This is a genomic window from Roseburia yibonii (assembly GCF_014297335.1).
GTDB lineage: Bacteria > Bacillota > Clostridia > Lachnospirales > Lachnospiraceae > Roseburia_D > Roseburia_D yibonii.
This window is the reverse complement of sequence record NZ_JACOQH010000006.1, coordinates 150,256-169,874: the sequence shown is the minus strand read 5'-3', so window position 1 is coordinate 169,874 and position 19,619 is coordinate 150,256. Positions and strand designations below refer to the sequence as shown.

The window sequence follows — 19,619 nt, the reverse complement described above, 5'->3', positions numbered from 1 at the left end:
CTGTAGCTTGTCGATCGGTTTGTACATTGTTTTAGTCCCTCGTATGCTCAAAATCTGTAAAAAACTGCAAGAAAAACGATTTGTTTTCGTCAAAATCCTTGCTATCATTATACCAGAAAGTGGGGCAAAAGTCAGTAAAATCAAGTGTTTGCGGCTTGATCAGCAGACACTAAATAATTCTTCCTCGGAAAATGTCTCAAGTGCTTCCATCACCTTTTTATGGGAATCCTTAAATCTGGCAAGCGCTTCCTCTTCCGTGATCTTCTGACATCTCCTGTAGAAGATCATATTCATGTCGCCATAGGTTTTCCAGTTATATCCCTCCATCAAAAAAGGCTTATTGCTTCCGTTCTCCCGGTTCCTGATCCACTCCAGAAGCAAAAGGTGCCATTCGTTTAAATGCATCAGCACATCCCTGAGATTTTTATCACGCCTCCAGTGCGCTTCCTTTTTCTTCTCATCCGTTGAAAAATCATACGCCGTCTCTTTTTCCGCGTCTGTCCGGTTTTCGATCATGGCAAGAAGCTTTTCATAACCCGTATTCGCTGCTGTAATCAAATCTTTTTTATTCTTCGGTCTTGGCATAATTCTCTCCTTATATCCAGTCTGTTTTTATGATACTTTTCACTTACCGAATGATCATACCACTCTAAACACGACAGCTACATGTCATGTTTGTTGTGAAAAATCATCTATGCATCTTTTACTATTCTGCACAAATTCTATTCTATTTTCTGTTCTTCGCCATCCTGCTGCTGAAGATAAAACATTGCCTTTTGAGTTTCAATCTCTGCTTTCAGTTCTTCTTTTGTCGGCAGATACAATTTATATTTTGAAGCAAATAACTGTTCATTGCCATGCATAACAGAATAACGGGCAATATCATCATCTGTATCGGAGCAAAGTACAATACCGATTGTCGGATTATCGCCCTCACTGCGTTTTAATTCATCATACATCCGGATATACATATCCATCTGTCCTACATCTTGATGCGTTATCTTCTCTGTTTTCAGGTCAATAAGAACAAAGCACTTCAGTATGTAATTGTAAAACACAAGGTCAATATAATAGTCCTGCTTCTCCGTATGGATATGCTGCTGCCTTGCAACAAAAGCATAGCCTTTTCCAAGCTCTTTTTTCTGTGTCCCCAGCATACGGTAATAATACTGAGAAGAAATGTTCCTCTGTAAAGTACGGACACTCCAAGCCTGTTCTGCGGCTTCTTTCTCATACCAGTCACGAGCTTCAGGGTCTTTGACCTGTAATAATGTTCTATAATGCGACCACGAAAGCAGAATACCGGATTGTCTACACGCCGTGTCGACAATTTCAGGAAAGGTTTTATAAAACTTCAGACAATGATATAAATTACTTCTATCATATCCTTTTCCTGCATATCTTCATCGACTCTTTTAGTCATCTGTCTGTACTGTTCTTTTACCATTCAACTACTGTACCTTCTGATGATTGATATACGCATTGAACTCTTTAAAGCTGATACCGACCGGCACTTCATAAAACTGTGTGGTCGGACTTTTTTTCCCGCCGCGCAATTCGACATAATAATCTTCGATTGTCTTTAACGCCTCTTCCTCTGTCGCATATTCATAGATCCCCTTCTTTTCCGGATTCGGATGCTCCAGATGATAGATTTTTCCGTCTCTTTCAAACAGCACAAAGCAATGCATATGTTCGTCTTCTTCCAGATTTCCATAATCATCCGGTTCGTAAATTCTGCAACAGTACATCTTGCTCTTTATCTGTATCTTATCCAGCAGAAAATGCATGACAGCGACCTGTTCTATGCAGGTTCCTATTTTTTGTTTCATGCTTTCTTCCACAGACATGGTCCGATACTGCTTTCGAAAATCCTTCATTTCTCTTATGTGTCTGTTTCCCTCGGTATCCAGCCAGCCATACTCCACATTTTCTTCCATCCAGTTAAAAATATCTTCCGGACATGTTATCTCATCTGTTTTTTCCATTATACATCGCTCCCCAAAATAATTTTTAAAAGCATTTTATCCAGCATGATCGTCCGGTTCCATGGATTGATGATCACGCCGCTTATCCCATTTTCTGAAACTGCTGCCGTAAAGAGCTCCTCCATGTCGCTTAAAAATGTTGACATCACGCTTCCGGAGCCTTTTACTTCTTCCTCAAAGCTGGTAAACGCCGTCCACCAGGTCTGTCCGTCCTCGGTCGTAACCGCCTGTACCAGGAACTGTCCGCCACCCGCCGGTGGTTCGACCGCCAAAATGAGCTGCCCTTTTTCGTTCATGCGTCTGCGGATCACCGTCAGGGTATGCGCTAACATCTCCTCGGACGGTTCTTTTTGTAATGCCGCAACCGCGCTTTCTATCTTCTCATTTCCCTGCAGTCCTTCATCTGTTTTTTTATTTTTTTCGTCACTCATCTGTCGTTCTCCTTCTGAAAGAAAAAAAGTGTTCAAAGCCTCACCTTTCACACATTCTGTGATGTGCCGTATCTGCGGCGGTGCTTTGAACACCCGATATCGCTGCTTTTTGGCAGAGATCTCATTTTTCGACTTTTTTATTTGTTTATCGTATCATACGAAAAAGAACGATGTCAATACTGCGCTCACATCCGCAGACGGATCCAATGCTAACATGCACTTTTTATGCCCTCTCGCAGTAGATCCGGATCGCTTCTGCCGCGAAATCTGCCGTTCCATCTCCTCCGGCATGATCGATGTTCTTTTTAAACTCGCCATCTGCCGCATACATCTGTCCAAGTCCAGCTAAGATTTCATTCGTGCAGTGGTAAAAATGCTCTGAAATATAATCCTGAAGTTTTTTCACCTGTGCCTGCGGTTTATTCTCATCCGCAGCCATTTCCTTCATTCCGCCAAACTCCACAAAAAGCTCCAACAGTCCATGCATAACGACATTTTCCTCTTTCGCGCTTCTGTGTCCGTTCTTTTTTTCATATTCCTGATAGGCGGGTGTGTCGCCCCACTGCGCTTTCGCTCTTTCTTTATATTCCTCGATCTTTTTGGTATCAAATGCTGTAAAATCCATCTTGATTTCTCCTTTTTCCTTTACTTCACGGGCAAAAGAAATCAGCTGTTCCAGATGTTCCTTTTTTAACAGAAGCAGTTCGATCTGCTGATCCAATGCTTTTTCCCTGTCAAAACCGGGACTGGATAAAATCTTCGCGATTTCCTTTAAGGGGAATTCCAGCTCTTTTAACAGTAAAATCTGCTGCAGCGTTTCCAGGGCTGTATCGTCATACAGTCTGTAACCGGATGCTGTGTACCCCGAGGGTGCCAGCAATCCCATCTTGTCGTAATATTGCAGAGCGCGTATACTCACTCCGGTCAGTTTACTTACCTCATTTACTGTTCTCATCTCTGGTTTCCTCCTTCCGTGTAAGTACAGGATAGTCTATGACGTAACGTAGGAGTCAATAGATTTTTTCACATTTTTCTATTTTTCTTAATCTTCGATTTCTCCGTTCTTATGGCGCACAAAGAAATGCTTTGTCTCTTTTACGACCACACCGCTTAACGCAAACAACGCGATCATGTTTGGCAGAGCCATCAGCCCGTTAAAGATATCCGCGATCGTCCATACCGCGCTTACGGTCATATACGGTCCGATAAATACGGCAAGGATATAGATCCAGCGGAATGCTTTGACGCATCCCATCTTTCCGCCGCTCAAATACTCAAGACAGCGTTCACTGTAGTAATCCCATCCAAGGATCGTGGTAAACGCGAAAAATACCAGACACAGCATCAGTACAAAGGAGGATACCTCCGCCGGAAACGGAAGCCCGTGCTGGAATGCGTAAGTTGTAACCTGCACGCCTTCCAGTCCTTCCACCTGCCACGCTCCGGTGAGCACAATGGAAAGTCCGGTCAGGGTACAGATCACGATCGTGTCAATAAATGTTCCGGTCATGCTGACCAGTCCCTGACGCACCGGTTCCTTGGTCTGAGCTGCTGCCGCTGCGATCGGGGCACTTCCGAGTCCCGCCTCATTGGAAAAGATACCTCGCGCAACACCTTTTTGCATTGCTACGATCATACTTCCGACCGCACCACCGGTCACTGCCTTCGGTGAAAATGCTGCCTTTACGATCACTGCAAACGCCGCCGGCACCTCCGTGATATTGCAGATCACAAGTACCAGTACGAATACAACATAGATCACCGCCATAAACGGCACAACGATCTGACTTACACTTGCGATACGCTTTACGCCGCCGATCAGCACCGCTGCCACGCAGAAGGAAAGCACCAGTGACGCAATGACCACCGACCAGGAATAGGATCCGAGAAATGGCAGGATCTTCACGCTGTGCGCATTGTTTGGATCAAAGAAATTATTGACCGCGCTCGAAATTCCGTTTACCTGGCTGAACGTTCCGATTCCGAAAAGTCCTACACATACGCCAAAAAACGCAAATATTTTCGCAAGCCATTTCCATTTCGGACCCATGCCCTGCTCAATATAATAAAACGGTCCGCCGAGGCTGTGTCCGTCCTCCGCGACCACTCTGTACTTGACTGCCAGAAGGCCTTCGGAATATTTGGTCGCCATCCCGAAAAATGCTGCCACTACCATCCAGAAAAGCGCACCCGGTCCGCCTGCTCCGACCGCAGTTGCCACACCGACGATATTTCCGGTACCGATCGTGGCACTGAGTGCGGTACAAAGCGCACCAAAGCTTGAAATCTCACCGTCGCCGCCCTCTTCGTTTTTTACCATCCATTTGAGCGCCAGCGGAAGCTTCCGTATCTGAAGAAGTCCAAGTCTTACCGTAAGCAGGATTCCACCTGCCATGATAAGCACCATAAGCGGTACGCCCCAGACAAAATTATCCACTACACCGAGAAAATGATTGATCGTTTCCCACATAAAACTGCTCCTGCCTCTCTTTTTCTTTTGTCTTCCATATGAAATTTTCTAAAACTCCTGAAAAAGATGCAGGACTGCATCACTGACTTTAAGATAGAATGTTAGATATTCTTCTCTGTCCTGTTGCCTGAGAGATTCATACGATCCGTATGTTGCACCTTCGGCCCCCGGTATACGGGCGTCTCCAGAGAGTCGATCCATTTACAGTTGCACCGGTTTTCCGGCACCTGAGAGTTTTACTCCTTCGGTAGACAATGTCATTTTCCTGCAAACTTCATCTCGAAAATATACATATACTTTATAACAAGTTTTACCATGTATGACGTTTTACGTCAATAGGTTTTCATAACCCAGATCCAAGTGATCCAAGTCCGGCAATATCCAGCCTGTATATGGTATTATCCAGTTTTGTATTATCCAGAAACATGATCATATAAATCGGCATATATACCCTTTTATCATTTACTTCTATATTTCCCTCAGAAAAAATATATGCCTCCGAAATATTATAGTCCGCATTTTTTAAAACATTGTTTAACGCAGAATGCCGCTTATAATCCTTCCCTGACTTAATTTCTAACGGAACTGCCTTTCCATCAAGTTCCACAACAAAATCGAGTTCTCCCTGCTTCTTACTGTTGAAATAATATTCCCTGTGTCCTTTTGTCAACAATTCCTGTGCAACAACATTTTCAAAAAGTGCTCCATTATTGATGGATCTGTCCTTGTTCAGGATTGAAATTTTGACCTGATTCGAATAGCAGCTTGTAAGCAGTCCGACATCAGAAAAGAACAATTTAAACAAATTTCGGTTTTCGTTTATCACAAGCGGAAGTTTCGGTTCACTGACGTTATAGACAGGAATCACCACTCCGGCATCTTTCAGCCACAGGAAATCATTCGCTACTCTGTCATAGCTGATTCCCTTTTCTATACTGTTCAGTTGAAAACGCTTATTTTTCTGATCCAGCTGCCCTGGCATCGCATCATAAATTTCCCGGAGTTTCAGTTTATATCTCACTTCATATTTTGAAAAATCTTTCTTATATAAACGGATTATTTTTTCATGTACCTGCGCCACTTTTGCCAGATCATTTGTTTTCACATAGGTATCTACCGCCTCAGGCATTCCTCCGATGATCAGATACAGATAAAATACATCTAACATCTTTGTATGCACATAGTCATCAATCGGAATTCTATTCTTAAAATTATTCTCTAACAGTTCAAGAATATCTGTCCCAACACCTACCGCCCTTGCAAATTCTTTAAAACCAAGCGGATACATATCATATATTCTCATATATCCTACCGGTGCCGAACGAAGATCATTTAATTCCACGCCAAGCAGTGAACCGCTCATAATATAGCGAAAGCTTCCTTCTTCTACAAGAAATTTTATTCTGGTAACAATATCCTTAAACTCCTGAATTTCATCCAGAAAGATAATTGTTTTTCCCTTTTCAAGCGTTTTCCCGGCAACAAGGCTCAATCTCATTAATAATTCCTTTGCATTCTTGGCTCCGGAAAATATCTCTATAAGCTCAGGCTGCTCAATAAAATTAAGTTCAAGATAAGGATACTCATTTTCTTTTAAGCATTGCCGGATCAGATATGTCTTTCCTATCTGTCGCGCGCCTGTAAGCAAAAAAGCGTCTTTTCCATTAGAAAGCCATTCCTTAACTGCTGATTTTGCAGATCTTTCAATCATTTCTTTCACCTCTGCTCTATATTATGCGACTTTTCCAACCCGATTATACATTAATTTTTCAACTTTTCCAACCTGTTTTTCATTACTTTTTGCAACTTTTCCAACCCATTTTTCATGTTTTTTTGCAACTTTTCCAACCTCAACTTTTATCTTCACACAAACAATCTTGCAAATATTCCATTTCTGTCCCGTCACCGCTCATTCAGCGAAATAATGCTCTGACGCATAGTAAAACTCCTCATTGAACCGGTGCGCCGCCCGTTTACTTACCTCCCACCCGGGTCTTAGCATATCAAACGCATGTATATCCATGTCATAAATATCGATCCGGGCCGAAATGCCACATTTTTTCAAATTTTCTATATACGTTTTGGTTTCTGCCAAAAACGGCTCTCCGGTCCCGACAAAGGTATACGCCGGCGGAAGATCGCAGTAATCGGTCTGTCTTGCCGGTGACGCATACGGTGACACGTCCGTCTTTGCCCTGTCCCATTTTATGGACACATGGGTAACGTCAATGCCCGCAGTTTTTCTCATCCGAGTGACTCCTTATCTTTCCGTATTTCCACAAAACTATTCTTCCAGTCGATATATTTCAGACGGGAATTCCACACTTCCATCATGTTTCGCATAAGTAGATTTCCGGTCAAACGTAAGTCCCAGGTGCTGCATGACTTTTGCACTTGCAATATTTTCTGCCGCGCATTCCGCTTCAAAGATATGTGCCCCGTGCTTTTCCCTTACAAAATCCATGATCGCCCGTGCCGCCTCGGTCGCGTATCCCTTTCCCCAGTCATCAAACCGGATATTATAAGCCAAACTCCAGATATCTGTCTCAGGATCCCGGAAAAATCCAACGGTCCCAACCGCATGACCATCTGTTTTTTCATGCAGGATCGTAATATAAGAATCCTCGGAACTCTGATCCAGACCTTCCAGCCATGGGATCATGTCCTCCGACTTCTCCAATACATTGTGCAGCAGGTATTTGTTGACCCTTGCGTCCCCGCTCCATGCAAATGCCTCTTTATAATCCGCAGGTGTGATCCGGCGGATCGTCAGCCTTTTCGTTTCTAACATCTTACGTCTCCTCCACTGCCGTTTTATTCCGCCTTTACTGCCCAGCGCATCTTTGTGGAACGCGCTCTGCCGTTTTTTACACATTCCTGTGCGGATGGCCGCACCACATCTTTGGCGTAATCCGCATAAATACCGGCTTTATAGCCTTCTTTTAACGCGCGCTTTACTAACTTGTCCTCGCCGGAATGAAAGGTCAGGATCGCCACACGTCCGCCCGGCCGCAGCGCATCCGGCAGTTTTTCCATAAATTCATACAAAACCTCAAATTCCCGGTTCACATCGATCCGAAGTGCCTGAAATGTCCGCTGACAGGTCTTCTTTATGGTATCCTTCTTTTCCTTTTCCGGCAGAAAATCCAGTGTTTTCTCGATCACCGCCCGCAGTTTTGTTGTCGTGTCGATGCGGTTGCCTTTCCGGATCTCGTCTGTGATCGCTTTCGCGAGTTCCTCACAGTACGGTTCATCCGAATTTTCATAAAGCATGCCCGCAAGTTCTTCCCTTGTGATCGTATCGAGGCGTTCCGCCGCGCTGATCCCCGCCTCCTGATTCAGACGCAGATCCAACGGTCCATCCACTTTAAACGAAAAACCGCGCTTCGGATTGTCGATCTGCATGGAAGACACGCCAAGATCCGCCAGAATAAAATCAAAGCCGCCGACTTCCTTTGCGATCTCATCGATCGTGCAGAAATTTTGCAGGCGAACGGTAAGTATCTCTTCGCCAAAGCCCAGGTCCGCCAGTCGTTTTTTCGTCTTTGCGGATTCCTCCGGGTCAACATCCGTCGCGTAGATGTGTCCCTGTCCTTCAAGGCGCTCAAGCATGGCCTTCGTATGTCCGCCGTAGCCAAGCGTCGCGTCAAATCCGATCTCACCCGGTTTGATCTGCAGAAAATCCAGGATCTCTTTTACCATGATCGAAATGTGCATGCCCGCCGGTGTATTGCCCTTTTCAATGACATGCGCGATCGTGTCCCCGTATTTTTCCGGCTGCAGTTCCTTATATTTTTCCTCAAATTTCTTTGGATATTTTCCTTTATAATGTACACGCCTCTTGTGCGTGGTCTGTGTCTCCTGTTCCATCTGCCTGCTTCTCCTTTTTCCTTATCAAGTGACGTCATTATACCATTTTACCGCTGTTTCGTATACTGCATTTCCCGGATCATGCGGTTTGCTTTTCGTATTTCCTGAAAAAAGGACACATAATAAACGATGGCTCCGATCACATACGGCACCGTGACAGAGAAAAACAGATCCAGATACCCGCTTTTTGTGATCTCTGTAAGCCCCAGTCTGTCCGCAAGGAAAACACAGCCAAGCACCAGCCCGATGACTACAAGATACTGCCCGATAATGACCGGGATCAGCGGAAACTCCTGCAGTTTTCCATAGGAATCTAACACAGCAGTCGCAAGACACGCGATCAGAAACATGATCAGAAAATTGGTTCCATACGATCCGTCCAGCCGCCCCGTCACATTTTCCAGGATCACCTTCCCAAGCACCAGACATGTATACACGACACAGACCGTTTTGAGATAACTCTTTATTTTTTCTTTTCCCGGCTTCATTCTATTTTCCCCGCTTTCTTACAATATTCCCCGAGCTTCTGATAAAATGCTTTCTTATAAGCCCGATTCATGATAATCTCTTCCTCATTGCAAAGCTGCAGCCGTATCCGTGCATTGATGTCACTCGTAATGCTCTTTACTTTTCCGATATTGACTGCCATCGACTTTGTCGTCCGGACGAACCCGTATCTGCCATATGCATCCACGACCTCCTGCAGACCGCTATCGAGCTGCCAGACTTCGTTTTCCAGATACACATAGAGCCGCCGGTCTACCACCTCGAGATAAAACACATCCTCCGGTGCTATGAGCCGCGACTCATTTTCCTGTCTCCCAAGCAGCAGACTTTTTCCGCCGAGGAGCCGTTCGACCTCCTGCGCCTCAGCATCCATCGTCCGGTAATGCAGTTCCACATAATTTTCCGCAAGTTTCTCTTCTCTGGTCTTTTTAAATTTCATCTTCCGATTCCTTTAATTCTTTTTTCGTTTCCTGATCCCATCCACGATCCGGCTCACTACTGATATTATAACAAAAAGACCGGTATAATTGATAAAAATATCGCGATACGCATGTTTTGCAAGCGGATCGATAAACCCGCTTAAAAACACGAGAAAAAACACCAGTCCCATTGTTGGCACATAAATCACCAGTGCCTTTAAGAACGGCTGCCGGATCGGCAGGCTGCATGCGAGAAGCCAGGCCATGATCCCGATCAGCACGATCACCGCCCGGGTCAGTTCATGCCAGTTTCCGCTCGGATCCTCATAGATCCCATTTGCGAGATATAACACACTGTTTAAGATCGTTACCACCGTATAGATGACGCAGTAAAGAACTGCTGCCTTTTTTATTTTCTGTTTCATTTCTGATACCATCCTCTCTTCTCTTTTTAAGAATTGCCTTTAACGGTATCATAGAAGCGCAGTTCCCTTTGCGCAACCTCTGACTGCGCAACCTGCATGTTACGATGTCCATGTTGCAGCGGCGGGCGTCAAACGGAAACCTGTACAGGCATGGCATCCATTTGCCCCATCGCCATGACACATGACACAAAAATCGCGCAGACCATCACATCAGGCTTGCGCGATTTTTCAAAAGAAGGATCCGGCCTTATGCCAGGAACTTCTCAAGGTTTTCATTTAATTTATTTGCCAGTTCTGTAAGATCGGACGTTAAGGACGCAAGACCTTCCATCTCGGCAACCATCTGCTCTGTCATGCTCTCCGCATTCTCAGAAACTGCCGCACTGTCCTCCGCAGAGTCTGCAAGACCTGCGATCAGCTGTGACATGTTTTCTTTTGCCTGTGTCATGTCTCCGACATTCTTTTGCATATCGGATTCTTTGCGGTTTACATTGATAATACTCTCGCTCAGTTCGTCGAAAATTTTCTTTGTCTGATCTACGCTTGTCTCCTGGGCCTTTAATGTGTCACCGATCATAGCCATGGCACTTACGATTCCCTCGGTCTTGTTGACCAGTTCCTGAATATTTTCACCGATCTGCGCCGCAGAGTTGTTTGACTGTTCCGCCAGCTTCTGGATCTGCTGCGCAACAACCGCAAATCCCTTGCCCGCATCTCCGGCTCTTGCCGCCTCGATACTTGCATTTAACGCGAGCAGGTTCGTTTCTTCCGCGATGTCTGTAATGTATTCCGTCACGCTCTTGATCTGCTGAACAGACTCATTGGTGACTGCCACCTGAGCGCTGATATCTTTTGCGGTCTCCTGCGAAACTTTGCTGCTCTCCAAAAGTCCCTCTAAGATACGCTGGCTTTCTTTTGCGGAGCGCTCCATCTCATTGGACAGCTCATCAATATCCTTGATCTGATCCAGCATAAGGTTGATCGCCTGATTCGACATTTCCACATCTTTTGTCGCGTTCTTTGTCTCGTCTCTCTGTACATTTGCCGTGGTGTTGATCTTCTCAACATTGGAGCTTGTCTCTTTCGCCGCGGAAATAACCTGATCTGACGTGACATTTAAGCGTTCTACCGCTTCTTTTAATTTGACGGTGCCAAGCTGCGTCTCGGATAAAAGTTCTGATATCTTGATCCGCAGTTTTTCGGTTCCCTGTGCAAGTTCCCCGAACTCGTCCATTCTCTTTGTTTTGATCAGACGGTCATCCGAAAGATCACCCATGGAAACTTTGAGCAGGACACGTCTCACATCGTGCAGCACTTTGGTCAGCGCGCCGATGTACCAGAAAATGAAGATGATAACCGCAAGTAAGATCACTAAGGAAACCGCAACACTGATAAAGATATAACGGTTTACAACCTGGTTTAATTCATCTGCCGACTGGGATGCCATGATCGCGCCGATCACGCTTCCGTCGCTGGACTGTGTGATCGGGATAATATAGGCATGGCACATTTTGTCATCAATGACAATGTTTTTGTACCAGAGCTCCGCGCCCTGCGCCAGGGTATAGTTTTTGATATTGTCGCCCGCCTGCATTCCCATCCATCTCGCATTGTCCTCATTGGTGATGGAGGTCATAACTGCCGTATCCTTATAAAAGAATGTAATATCGACGCCGGTCTTTTCTTTTAAGCCGTCTACGATAAAGGTTTCCGTGGAAACATCAAAGTTCATTCCACGCCAGACATTTCCATCGTCTTTTAACGCGTAATCGCCGTATCCCTGACTGTCGTAGAGATTTAACGCCGCGATCGCGCTGGAATGCAAACTGTTTTTGGTCTCCTTATACATACCGTCTTTAAACTGTATCAGACCGATCACCACAGAAATAACGGTAAGAAGTACTAACGGCACACAACACAAGGTCAGCATCTTCTGCTTAAATCTGAACTTTGCCTTCATTCCGATCTCCTCCTTACATTGCGTCTTTTGTGATTACGGTAACACCGGTATCTGTCTTTGTATTTGTATCCGTATATTCTCCTTCTAATGCCTGGATCGCGATCTCCAATCCGTCATGTCCCATTACTTCCGGATTCTGCTGCATGGTTGCGTAAACAACGCCATCCGATACCAGAGAAAGAACTGCGTCCGAAGTATCAAAACCAACGACATTGCTCTCAGTACCGGCATCCTTTAACGCGTCACCGATCGCTACGGTCGTTCCCTCATTTGTACCGAAGAATCCTACATAACCGCTGCCCAGTCCGTCTGTGACTGCTGCTGCGACTTTGCTCGCATCATCCTCCATGTATACCGTATCCGCCAGTGTGTAACCGGTTCCCTCAAACGCCTCACGGAATCCCTGTTCTCTGGCAACACACGATGCGGTATCCTGTGTTACGCCCATGATGCCGATCGTACCGCTCTCAATACCATTGTCCTTTAAATCCTGTATCATGGTTTCTCCTGCGGTCTGTCCTGCTTTTTCATTATCGGTAGCAAGCGCTGTCACACAGTCAAAGCTTGCGGCACTGTCCACATATACGATCTTGCAGCCGGCATCCGCTGCCGCCTTTAAGCTGTCATTGACACCATCCGCGCTGTTTGCCGCGATCAAGATCGCATTCGCTCCATTTGCCACCGCTTCATCGATACATGCGCTCTGCAGTGCATCATCATGTGAATCCGGTCCGATCCATTTATAAGTAATATTTCCGATCTCTTTTGCTGCTGCCTGGCATCCGTTATCGATGGACTGCCAGTAACTGTCTGTCAGATCCATCGTGATCAGATAGACGGTATAACTGTTTCCAGAGGTTGTTGTCTTTGACGCATCATCGGATTTTGCCGTATCGTTCGTCTGCGCGTCACTTGCCGTACTTGCTTCCGCGGCAGCTGAAGCCATCGGTTCATCCGGCATAATGATCTCCGGTGTTGTCGTTGCACCGCATCCCATCAGCATAGTTCCTACACATATTCCGCAAAGTATTGCCAATTTTTTTCTCATCTGTATTGCCCCCTTTACTTTTCGTATATTATACACTATTTGGTCTGGAACTGTCAAAATTTTGCAAAAATGGTGTATATTTTGCAAGAATCATTGTATATTTTTTCACATTGAAAGCAGGAGCATATAACATGCTGTCCCCGCGATGATACTTATGAATGTGTTATATTTCCATTTATAGCTGAGTGCAACCACTGCCACCGCGATCAGCTGGCAGATCCCCTTGCCTCCAAAATCGGTACGGACATCCTTTAAACAGTATACGATGAGCGCCGGGAAATGATCCTTCGCCTTCTCCCACTGATCGATGAAAATGATCACAAACAGCGCTGTCATGCAAAAATCAATGCCCTCCAGTTCAAACGGAATGAGCGATCCGAGCACACCGCCCGCCACGGCTCCGATCATCCAGTAGCATCTCGAAAATAGCGCGACAAAAGACAGGCTGTAAAATAAGTCCCTTCATTCTCATTTTTATTATACAATGCTTTCATTTGATGTCCATCAATGAAGCGATAGTGCACTTTTTTTAATTTTTTTCGCAGGTTTTTACTCTCTGTTTTTCAAAAATTCTGCCGGAACGATCTTGCCGAGCCGCCTTACCAAAAGGTAATTGATGATAAAATATAACACTAAGATCGCCACATAGATGTCGGCGTAGATCTGCCAGGACAGACCAAGATCCAGACCGCAGGCAACATTGGACACCAGGTACGGGTACATCGCATTCATCACGATCTTGGAAACCGGAAGGCAGATCGCCGCTCCCACCGCGACCATATAAAAATTCCCATTCAGATAAAGTTTCTTTAATTCTTTCCCGCGGTAACCAAATACCATAAGAAGTGATATTCCATAGGACGACCGGTCGATCATGACTTTCATCATCAGATACATGACCACGAAAAATATGAACGCAGACACGCCGATCATCATGTAGATCATAGGCATCATCATCCTGGTAAATACGCCAGACGCTTTTTCGACCTCTGCCCGTGTCGTGGTCGCATAGAGTTTTCCGGCATCGATGGAGAGCGCATGGTCGGAAAAGACCACATTGTAATATTCCTTGTCCTCCCCGAACAGCTCCCGCATCTGTTCAATGTCCATAAACACATAAAATCCAGGTGTATACTTTGTGATGCCTGCCACTTCAAACGCATAATCCATATCGGTATCTTCGTCCTGCAAGACGAACACATCGCCCTCTTTCAGTCCATATTTCTGTGCCATGGCTGACGCGAGCACAACTTTATTTTTTTCATCCGGCACTGTCACATCAAAATATGGGTTATTTTCCTCGAGCCCAAGTACCGTGACATCCAGATTGTATCCCAGAACCTCTTTTTTTAAGGTTTTCGCGTATGCCGCCTCACCGCCATCCGGGACTGTCTCATCCGGATATTTGTAGGTGTACATGTACTCGTATTTTGTATCCTCGATGCTTCCGGTTCTGACATGTTCGCAAAGCGCATAGCAGTCCACGCCGATCATTAAGATCAGCAGTGAAATGAACATCCCGAGGATGACCGCAAATCCGCTCCGGTATTCACGCAGCATCTGACGGATGCGGAACCGGCTCACAAAGCCCATATTTCCAAGGTCGAGATTTTTGATCCTGCTCTCTTTCTGCTCTTTTTTCAACATTGCGAGCACCGGTCTGGAAAGATGTTTCCAGATGGCCAGACAGTTGACAATAACCGCGACCAGACTCGGCATGATCAGGCTGTATACCAGAAGATACGACGGGAATACGACCGGCATCTGTGGTACGGAAAAATAGTTATAGCAGTCCTGCATCTGTACCGGAACGCCCCACTTGCTGAATCCGATCACCGTACCGATGAGCCCGGATAAAAAGGTCACCATTACCGGAAGCGAAAGGTAATGAAAGATCAGATCTTTTCTCGTCACGCCAAGCGCATAGAGCGCTCCGATCACGCTGCTCTCCTTTTCGATCCCATGGATGATAAACACGGAGATCACATAGGTGAACAGGATCATGATGATGACACCTGCGACCAGTCCCGCGAATTTGTTGATCTGCTGATCGTCCGCCGCCGCACCGATTCTCGGATTTTCATCAGCGGAAAGGAAAAATGTGAGGTTGTTCGTTTCTACCTTAAAATAAGTATCAAACAGTTCGTCGGACTGCTCTTTTAATTCCGAGATCCCGTCTTTTAACTCGGTACTCCCGTCCGCAGTCTCTCCCACCGCGTCAGTATAGCTGACAACTCCATCCTTATAGGATTTTAATGCCTTTAACTCATCCCGTATGGAGTTCAATTTCAGACGAAACAGCGCATTGTCTGAATCCGCCTTCATATCTTCTAACACTTCTTCAAAATTATCCTCGGTCAGTGTCTTTGGCAGACCATACGGCAAAAGCCCGCTGTTTGCCTCTTTAAGAAACGCGTCAAAGATCTCGCCCGCGCCATCGGTAAGATCCTCATTGTGCGCTGACAGCTCCACAAGCGCGTCGTTTAATTCTTCCGCACCCGTAAAAAGATCCTGGATGCCGTTTTCCATATCCTCTTTTTTCCCTGCGGTTCTGTCCCAGTACTCTGTAAAATACGGATCCTCCACTTCCTCTGGTGTAAACGCAAGCTTCTTTACCTTTTCTTTGAATACGTCATCCGTCATTTTCCCATTTAACCGGTAAGCATACTGATACTGTTCCGCCTTTTCGCTCTGCCCGGATCTTTGCAGTGTCTCATAGGCATCCGCCGTTACAAATGCCGTGCCAAACTGACTGCTCTCTACACTGCTGTCCGACAGATTGCGGTATGGCGCGTCATAATCCGGTGTGGAACCGATGCCCACCACCTGATAGGAAGTTCCCGCGATCTTTATCTTATCTCCTACATGGATCTCATTTTCCTCACAGTATCTTTTTTCCAGAACCACTTCCCCGGCTTTTTTTGCCAGATTTCCATCATCCAGTTCCACCAGATCGATGTTCTCGCGGTTTTTAAATACCCGGAGCGTCCCCTTTTTCCCTTGCGAAAAGTCCAGATAACAGATAGGCTCTATGTCCACACCCTTTTCTCCCAGTTTGTCCAGTTCGGATGCGGTGAGCGGTACAAACACGCCAAATTCCCCATCTTCCAGATGATTTTTTTCGGCAATGGATGCCGTCTGTTCAATGATAGTCTCGGCAGCGCCAACCAGGCTAACGATCAGATACATGCCCAAAATGATAAGGACACCAAGCGCCAGATACCGGAACAGATTTTCTTTCAGATCCCGGATGATCCTTTTTCGTAAAATCTTCTGCATATTACAAATCCTCCAATTCTGCTGCCGGGATCCGTGTCTCGTTGCAGTATTCCCGGCTGATCTGTCCATCTTTTATCATAATGACCCGGTGTACCATGTTTTTGATGGAATTGTTATGCGTGACGATGAGCATGGTCGTGCCGTACTTCCGGTTGATCTCCTCAAGCAGTATCAGAATGTCTCTCGATGTTTTAGAATCCAGCGCTCCGGTCGGTTCATCACAGAGCAGGAGCTTCGGATTTTTGATCAATGCCCTTGCGATCGCGCAGCGCTGCTGCTGTCCACCGGAAAGCTGCGCCGGGAACTTGTTCTGATGCTCGGTGAGCCCCAGTGTCTCCAAAAGGTCGGAAAGTGAAAGCGGCTGATCTGTCAGATACTCACACACCTGGATATTTTCCTTTACGGTCAGATTCGGCACAAGATTATAAAACTGAAAAATGAATCCAAGATTTGCCCTGCGGTATTCCGACAGCTCGTTTTGCTTTAATCCGACGATCTCTGTCCCGTCCACGCAGATAGAACCGGACTCGACCGTATCCAGACCGCCAACACAGTTTAAAAATGTTGATTTTCCGGAACCGCCGGTTCCCTGGATGACGCACATCTCACCCTTTTCTACTCCTGTTGAGATTCCTTTCAGCACCTGCATGTAGCTGCCCTTTTCACCATAACTTTTTTTCAGATTTTTCACTTCTAAGTACATAACATCCTCCTCATTCCCTTATTTATAAAAATTCTCATTAACATAACAGCGTTATGTTGGCTTCAAAAAATTTCAGGCATGTTCAAAATCCGAACGCTCTGCCTGATCTTTTTCTTGTTGCCACTGTTATTTCGCAAACAGTGCCACCCAGCCTGCGATCATAAATTTGATGATACTGCTCATATGGCGTATCGCCGCCGCCTCATCTTTTTCATGGGTACACAGATGCACAAAGACATCGACCTGCAAATGCGAGATCCAGTGGATCATGTAGTCTTCGATCCTCGGAAGCCCCTGTTCATTTGTGATCCGATCCGCAAGCACGCGGTAATGGTGTTCTGAGATCTTTACAAATTCATCCAGACAATTCTCATACCGTGAACCCTGCGCCTTCGTCAGGATCACCTGAAACTCATCATAATACTGATACAGGACATGGATGATCTGTACGGTCGCGTTGATATCCGTCTCATCCACTTCGCCATCACTGATCTGTCCCTCTCCGTGTGTGATCTCATACGCGTAATGCTCCTCCATGATCTCACGGAGACATTGCAGCGGCTCTTCCACGACCGCCGCAAACAAATCTTCCTTATCCTGGAAGAAGAAATACAACGCACCGGTCGTGACACCCGCGTTTTTGCAGATATTGCGCAAAGAAGCCTGAAGATAGCCCTTTTCCACGAATTCTTTTTTTGCACTGATCAAAAGCCGTTCTTTCGTTTCCTTTTCTTCCTTCATGACTGCTCTCCTTCTTGTCGCGTAACAGCGTTATGTAGATAACACTGTTACGTTACTATAATTTATATTTTCTGTCAAGAGGGGAACTGTCAGTTTCCCTCTCTGATCTTCCAGACCATCTCATGCCATTCTTCTCCACCCCAGGAAGAGCCGGAAATGCCGCGATCCAGAAATCCCATCTTCTCATACATTTTCACCTTGCCATCCAGACAGGTTAAGATCAGCATATCCCGGTTGTTTCTGCGCTCTCTTTCCAGATAGCCACGCACAATCTCCGTTGCCAGTCCCTGACCACGGTAATCCGGGAGTACATCAAGCCCCAATAACATCACATTTTTTCCATTCGGGTCATACAACGTGATATCCGTGAAAAACTCATCCCGGAAGATTTCCTCGTCAGTCGCCAGTCCGTTTAAAAATCCGGCGATCTTTCCGGTCTTTTTGTCCACCGCAACGAAAAATAATTCTGGTGCCTTAACGACCCGTTCCATTATACGCTCTCTCGAACACGCCTCATTCGGCGGAAAGCAGATCTGCTCGATCTCTGCCGCCCACTCTGCTTCTTCGGGACGTACCGCCCGAAATTCAAACCGTTCTGCCAAATTTGTTTTCTGTTCTGTCATTCTTTTTAACTCCATGTTCTTTTTTATTTTTCTGTTTATTTTCTGTTTTATATTTTTTTATTTTACTGCATCACACAGCTTCTTCTTCCCGGCATGTCGTCGTCTTTGACATAACGCGCATTGAATTCCATGTTGATCTCCCGCAGCTCTTTTTTGCCGTCAATGTAATCCTGATACATTTCCGCGAGCCCGCTCATGCAGCCGTCACAGGCTGCCTCGATATTGCCGAGGGACTCCGCCACGATCTGTTCTCTCTCTTCTTTTGTTGTGTCTTTGATTAAATATCCTGCCATAATACTACGCCTCTTTCTTTTTCTTCTGATTTTTATCTGACCATCAATCCAAAAAATCCTCTGATATAAGGTCTGCTATCTTCTCTTTATATTTCATAATATCTGCCACATTTCCATAAATCAGTTCCGAATACGGCATTTCACTGCTTCTTACTTTTTTAAAAATCAAATCTACCTCTTTCGCTTTTGTTGTTTCTAATTTGTTTCCCTTTAGCAAAGATTTCGGACGACCAGAAACTGCAAATCCCAAGGTATATTTATTTTCCGCTGTTGCAAATGCACATTCAATTTTATTCTTTTTGAAATTATCTTCTGCATATAATTTCTGTTCAAATAATCTAACCATATATGGTAAAACATTTACCTTCTCTCTTACAGAACCCTTTACGGATTTCTCCGATTTATTTGGTTTTATAAAATCAAAATCCTCCTCTTTTAACTGCCCATCATAACATTTATCAAAAAAATCCTCTGCTGTCAAATTTGTATGTATTCCAATCAGATGCAAATAATTTCCCTTGTCCGACTTTATTATATGATAAAGATCGTCAAAAGCTTCTGAGCAAATTAAATATTCAAAATTGATAAAATTTGCTTCATACAATCCTGCATTTGCTATCGCTTCATTCTTTACCCTTTCCTTAAAACTTACGATACACATTTCGCCTCCTATGTAAAAAGAGGAATGACAAATGCCATTCCTCTTTCGATTTTTAGTAGTTTTCTCTACACTCGAATGGGTTTTAGGTCTCCAGTCCGACCACACGGTACGGTTTTCTGTCTCATACCCGACATATATGATTCTTCTTTATAAGAAACAATATTCTATAATATTATAATATGTCGGATTTCCAAATTCGTC

At 45.2% G+C, this 19,619-nt stretch carries 22 protein-coding genes, 1 pseudogene and 1 riboswitch; all 23 genes and pseudogenes read right to left on the bottom strand.

What is annotated here, in order from left to right; genetic code table 11:
• Positions 1 to 159: 159 nt before the first annotated feature.
• On the bottom strand, positions 160 to 585 hold the full coding sequence (locus H8Z76_RS09825) for a ClbS/DfsB family four-helix bundle protein (RefSeq protein WP_186982382.1): 426 nt from the start codon (positions 583 to 585) through the stop codon (positions 160 to 162).
• A 137-nt stretch (positions 586 to 722) separates the two neighbouring features.
• Positions 723 to 1,382 (bottom strand): annotated as a pseudogene (locus H8Z76_RS13900) (PDDEXK nuclease domain-containing protein); the annotation flags it as partial.
• 69 nt (positions 1,383 to 1,451) lie between these two features.
• Entirely contained in the window at positions 1,452 to 1,988 is a 537-nt protein-coding gene (locus tag H8Z76_RS09815; protein WP_186982381.1) for a transglutaminase domain-containing protein, read from the bottom strand.
• Entirely contained in the window at positions 1,988 to 2,419 is a 432-nt protein-coding gene (locus tag H8Z76_RS09810; protein ID WP_186982380.1) for an SseB family protein, read from the bottom strand. The genes H8Z76_RS09815 and H8Z76_RS09810 overlap by 1 nt, the downstream gene beginning before the upstream one ends.
• 223 nt (positions 2,420 to 2,642) lie before the next feature.
• Complete coding sequence (locus H8Z76_RS09805) at positions 2,643 to 3,374, bottom strand: MerR family transcriptional regulator (RefSeq protein ID WP_186982379.1); 732 nt, start codon at positions 3,372 to 3,374, stop codon at positions 2,643 to 2,645.
• A gap of 87 nt (positions 3,375 to 3,461) precedes the next feature.
• Positions 3,462 to 4,889, bottom strand: a complete 1,428-nt coding sequence (locus tag H8Z76_RS09800; protein WP_186982378.1) for an alanine/glycine:cation symporter family protein — start codon at positions 4,887 to 4,889, stop codon at positions 3,462 to 3,464.
• Positions 4,890 to 4,994: 105 nt separating this feature from the next.
• Positions 4,995 to 5,087: riboswitch (glycine riboswitch) on the bottom strand.
• 145 nt (positions 5,088 to 5,232) lie between these two features.
• Positions 5,233 to 6,600, bottom strand: coding sequence for an ATP-binding protein (locus H8Z76_RS09795; RefSeq protein WP_186982377.1), 1,368 nt, complete (start codon positions 6,598 to 6,600; stop codon positions 5,233 to 5,235).
• Positions 6,601 to 6,621: 21 nt separating this feature from the next.
• Positions 6,622 to 6,756 carry a hypothetical protein gene (locus H8Z76_RS13785; protein WP_279287697.1) on the bottom strand — a complete coding sequence of 45 codons (135 nt, stop codon included), beginning with the start codon at positions 6,754 to 6,756 and terminating at the stop codon, positions 6,622 to 6,624.
• A 42-nt stretch (positions 6,757 to 6,798) separates the two neighbouring features.
• A complete protein-coding gene (locus tag H8Z76_RS09790; protein ID WP_186982376.1) occupies positions 6,799 to 7,137 on the bottom strand; it encodes an alpha/beta hydrolase fold domain-containing protein in 339 nt (112 codons plus the stop codon).
• Between the two features lie 36 nt (positions 7,138 to 7,173).
• Entirely contained in the window at positions 7,174 to 7,680 is a 507-nt protein-coding gene (locus H8Z76_RS09785) for a GNAT family N-acetyltransferase (protein WP_186982375.1), read from the bottom strand.
• Positions 7,681 to 7,703: 23 nt separating this feature from the next.
• Positions 7,704 to 8,759 carry a 16S rRNA (cytosine(1402)-N(4))-methyltransferase RsmH gene (gene rsmH, locus H8Z76_RS09780; RefSeq protein WP_022515704.1) on the bottom strand — a complete coding sequence of 352 codons (1,056 nt, stop codon included), beginning with the start codon at positions 8,757 to 8,759 and terminating at the stop codon, positions 7,704 to 7,706.
• 47 nt (positions 8,760 to 8,806) lie between these two features.
• The gene (locus H8Z76_RS09775) at positions 8,807 to 9,247 is read right to left on the bottom strand and encodes a DUF6608 family protein (protein WP_186982374.1); all 441 of its coding nucleotides are present in this window, start codon (positions 9,245 to 9,247) and stop codon (positions 8,807 to 8,809) included.
• Positions 9,244 to 9,705: a LytTR family DNA-binding domain-containing protein gene (locus H8Z76_RS09770; RefSeq protein ID WP_186982373.1), complete on the bottom strand. Its 462-nt coding sequence runs from the start codon at positions 9,703 to 9,705 to the stop codon at positions 9,244 to 9,246. The genes H8Z76_RS09775 and H8Z76_RS09770 overlap by 4 nt, the downstream gene beginning before the upstream one ends.
• Before the next feature lie 12 nt (positions 9,706 to 9,717).
• Positions 9,718 to 10,110 carry a DUF6608 family protein gene (locus H8Z76_RS09765; RefSeq protein WP_186982372.1) on the bottom strand — a complete coding sequence of 131 codons (393 nt, stop codon included), beginning with the start codon at positions 10,108 to 10,110 and terminating at the stop codon, positions 9,718 to 9,720.
• Between the two features lie 247 nt (positions 10,111 to 10,357).
• Positions 10,358 to 12,070, bottom strand: coding sequence for a methyl-accepting chemotaxis protein (locus H8Z76_RS09760; protein ID WP_186982371.1), 1,713 nt, complete (start codon positions 12,068 to 12,070; stop codon positions 10,358 to 10,360).
• A gap of 13 nt (positions 12,071 to 12,083) precedes the next feature.
• Positions 12,084 to 13,118, bottom strand: coding sequence for a substrate-binding domain-containing protein (locus H8Z76_RS09755; protein WP_186982370.1), 1,035 nt, complete (start codon positions 13,116 to 13,118; stop codon positions 12,084 to 12,086).
• A 105-nt stretch (positions 13,119 to 13,223) separates the two neighbouring features.
• On the bottom strand, positions 13,224 to 13,526 hold the full coding sequence (locus H8Z76_RS09750; RefSeq protein ID WP_186982369.1) for an AzlD domain-containing protein: 303 nt from the start codon (positions 13,524 to 13,526) through the stop codon (positions 13,224 to 13,226).
• 141 nt (positions 13,527 to 13,667) lie between these two features.
• Positions 13,668 to 16,397 carry an ABC transporter permease gene (locus H8Z76_RS09745; RefSeq protein ID WP_186982368.1) on the bottom strand — a complete coding sequence of 910 codons (2,730 nt, stop codon included), beginning with the start codon at positions 16,395 to 16,397 and terminating at the stop codon, positions 13,668 to 13,670.
• Position 16,398: 1 nt separating this feature from the next.
• The gene (locus H8Z76_RS09740; RefSeq protein WP_186982367.1) at positions 16,399 to 17,100 is read right to left on the bottom strand and encodes an ABC transporter ATP-binding protein; all 702 of its coding nucleotides are present in this window, start codon (positions 17,098 to 17,100) and stop codon (positions 16,399 to 16,401) included.
• Between the two features lie 126 nt (positions 17,101 to 17,226).
• Positions 17,227 to 17,841 (bottom strand): TetR/AcrR family transcriptional regulator, encoded by a 615-nt coding sequence (locus tag H8Z76_RS09735; RefSeq protein ID WP_022515711.1) that lies wholly within the window; start codon positions 17,839 to 17,841, stop codon positions 17,227 to 17,229.
• Positions 17,842 to 17,930: 89 nt separating this feature from the next.
• The gene (locus H8Z76_RS09730) at positions 17,931 to 18,464 is read right to left on the bottom strand and encodes a GNAT family N-acetyltransferase (RefSeq protein ID WP_243240520.1); all 534 of its coding nucleotides are present in this window, start codon (positions 18,462 to 18,464) and stop codon (positions 17,931 to 17,933) included.
• Between the two features lie 62 nt (positions 18,465 to 18,526).
• Complete coding sequence (locus H8Z76_RS09725) at positions 18,527 to 18,757, bottom strand: hypothetical protein (protein WP_022515713.1); 231 nt, start codon at positions 18,755 to 18,757, stop codon at positions 18,527 to 18,529.
• Between the two features lie 43 nt (positions 18,758 to 18,800).
• Positions 18,801 to 19,418: a PBECR4 domain-containing protein gene (locus tag H8Z76_RS09720; protein ID WP_186982365.1), complete on the bottom strand. Its 618-nt coding sequence runs from the start codon at positions 19,416 to 19,418 to the stop codon at positions 18,801 to 18,803.
• Positions 19,419 to 19,619 lie beyond the last annotated feature (201 nt).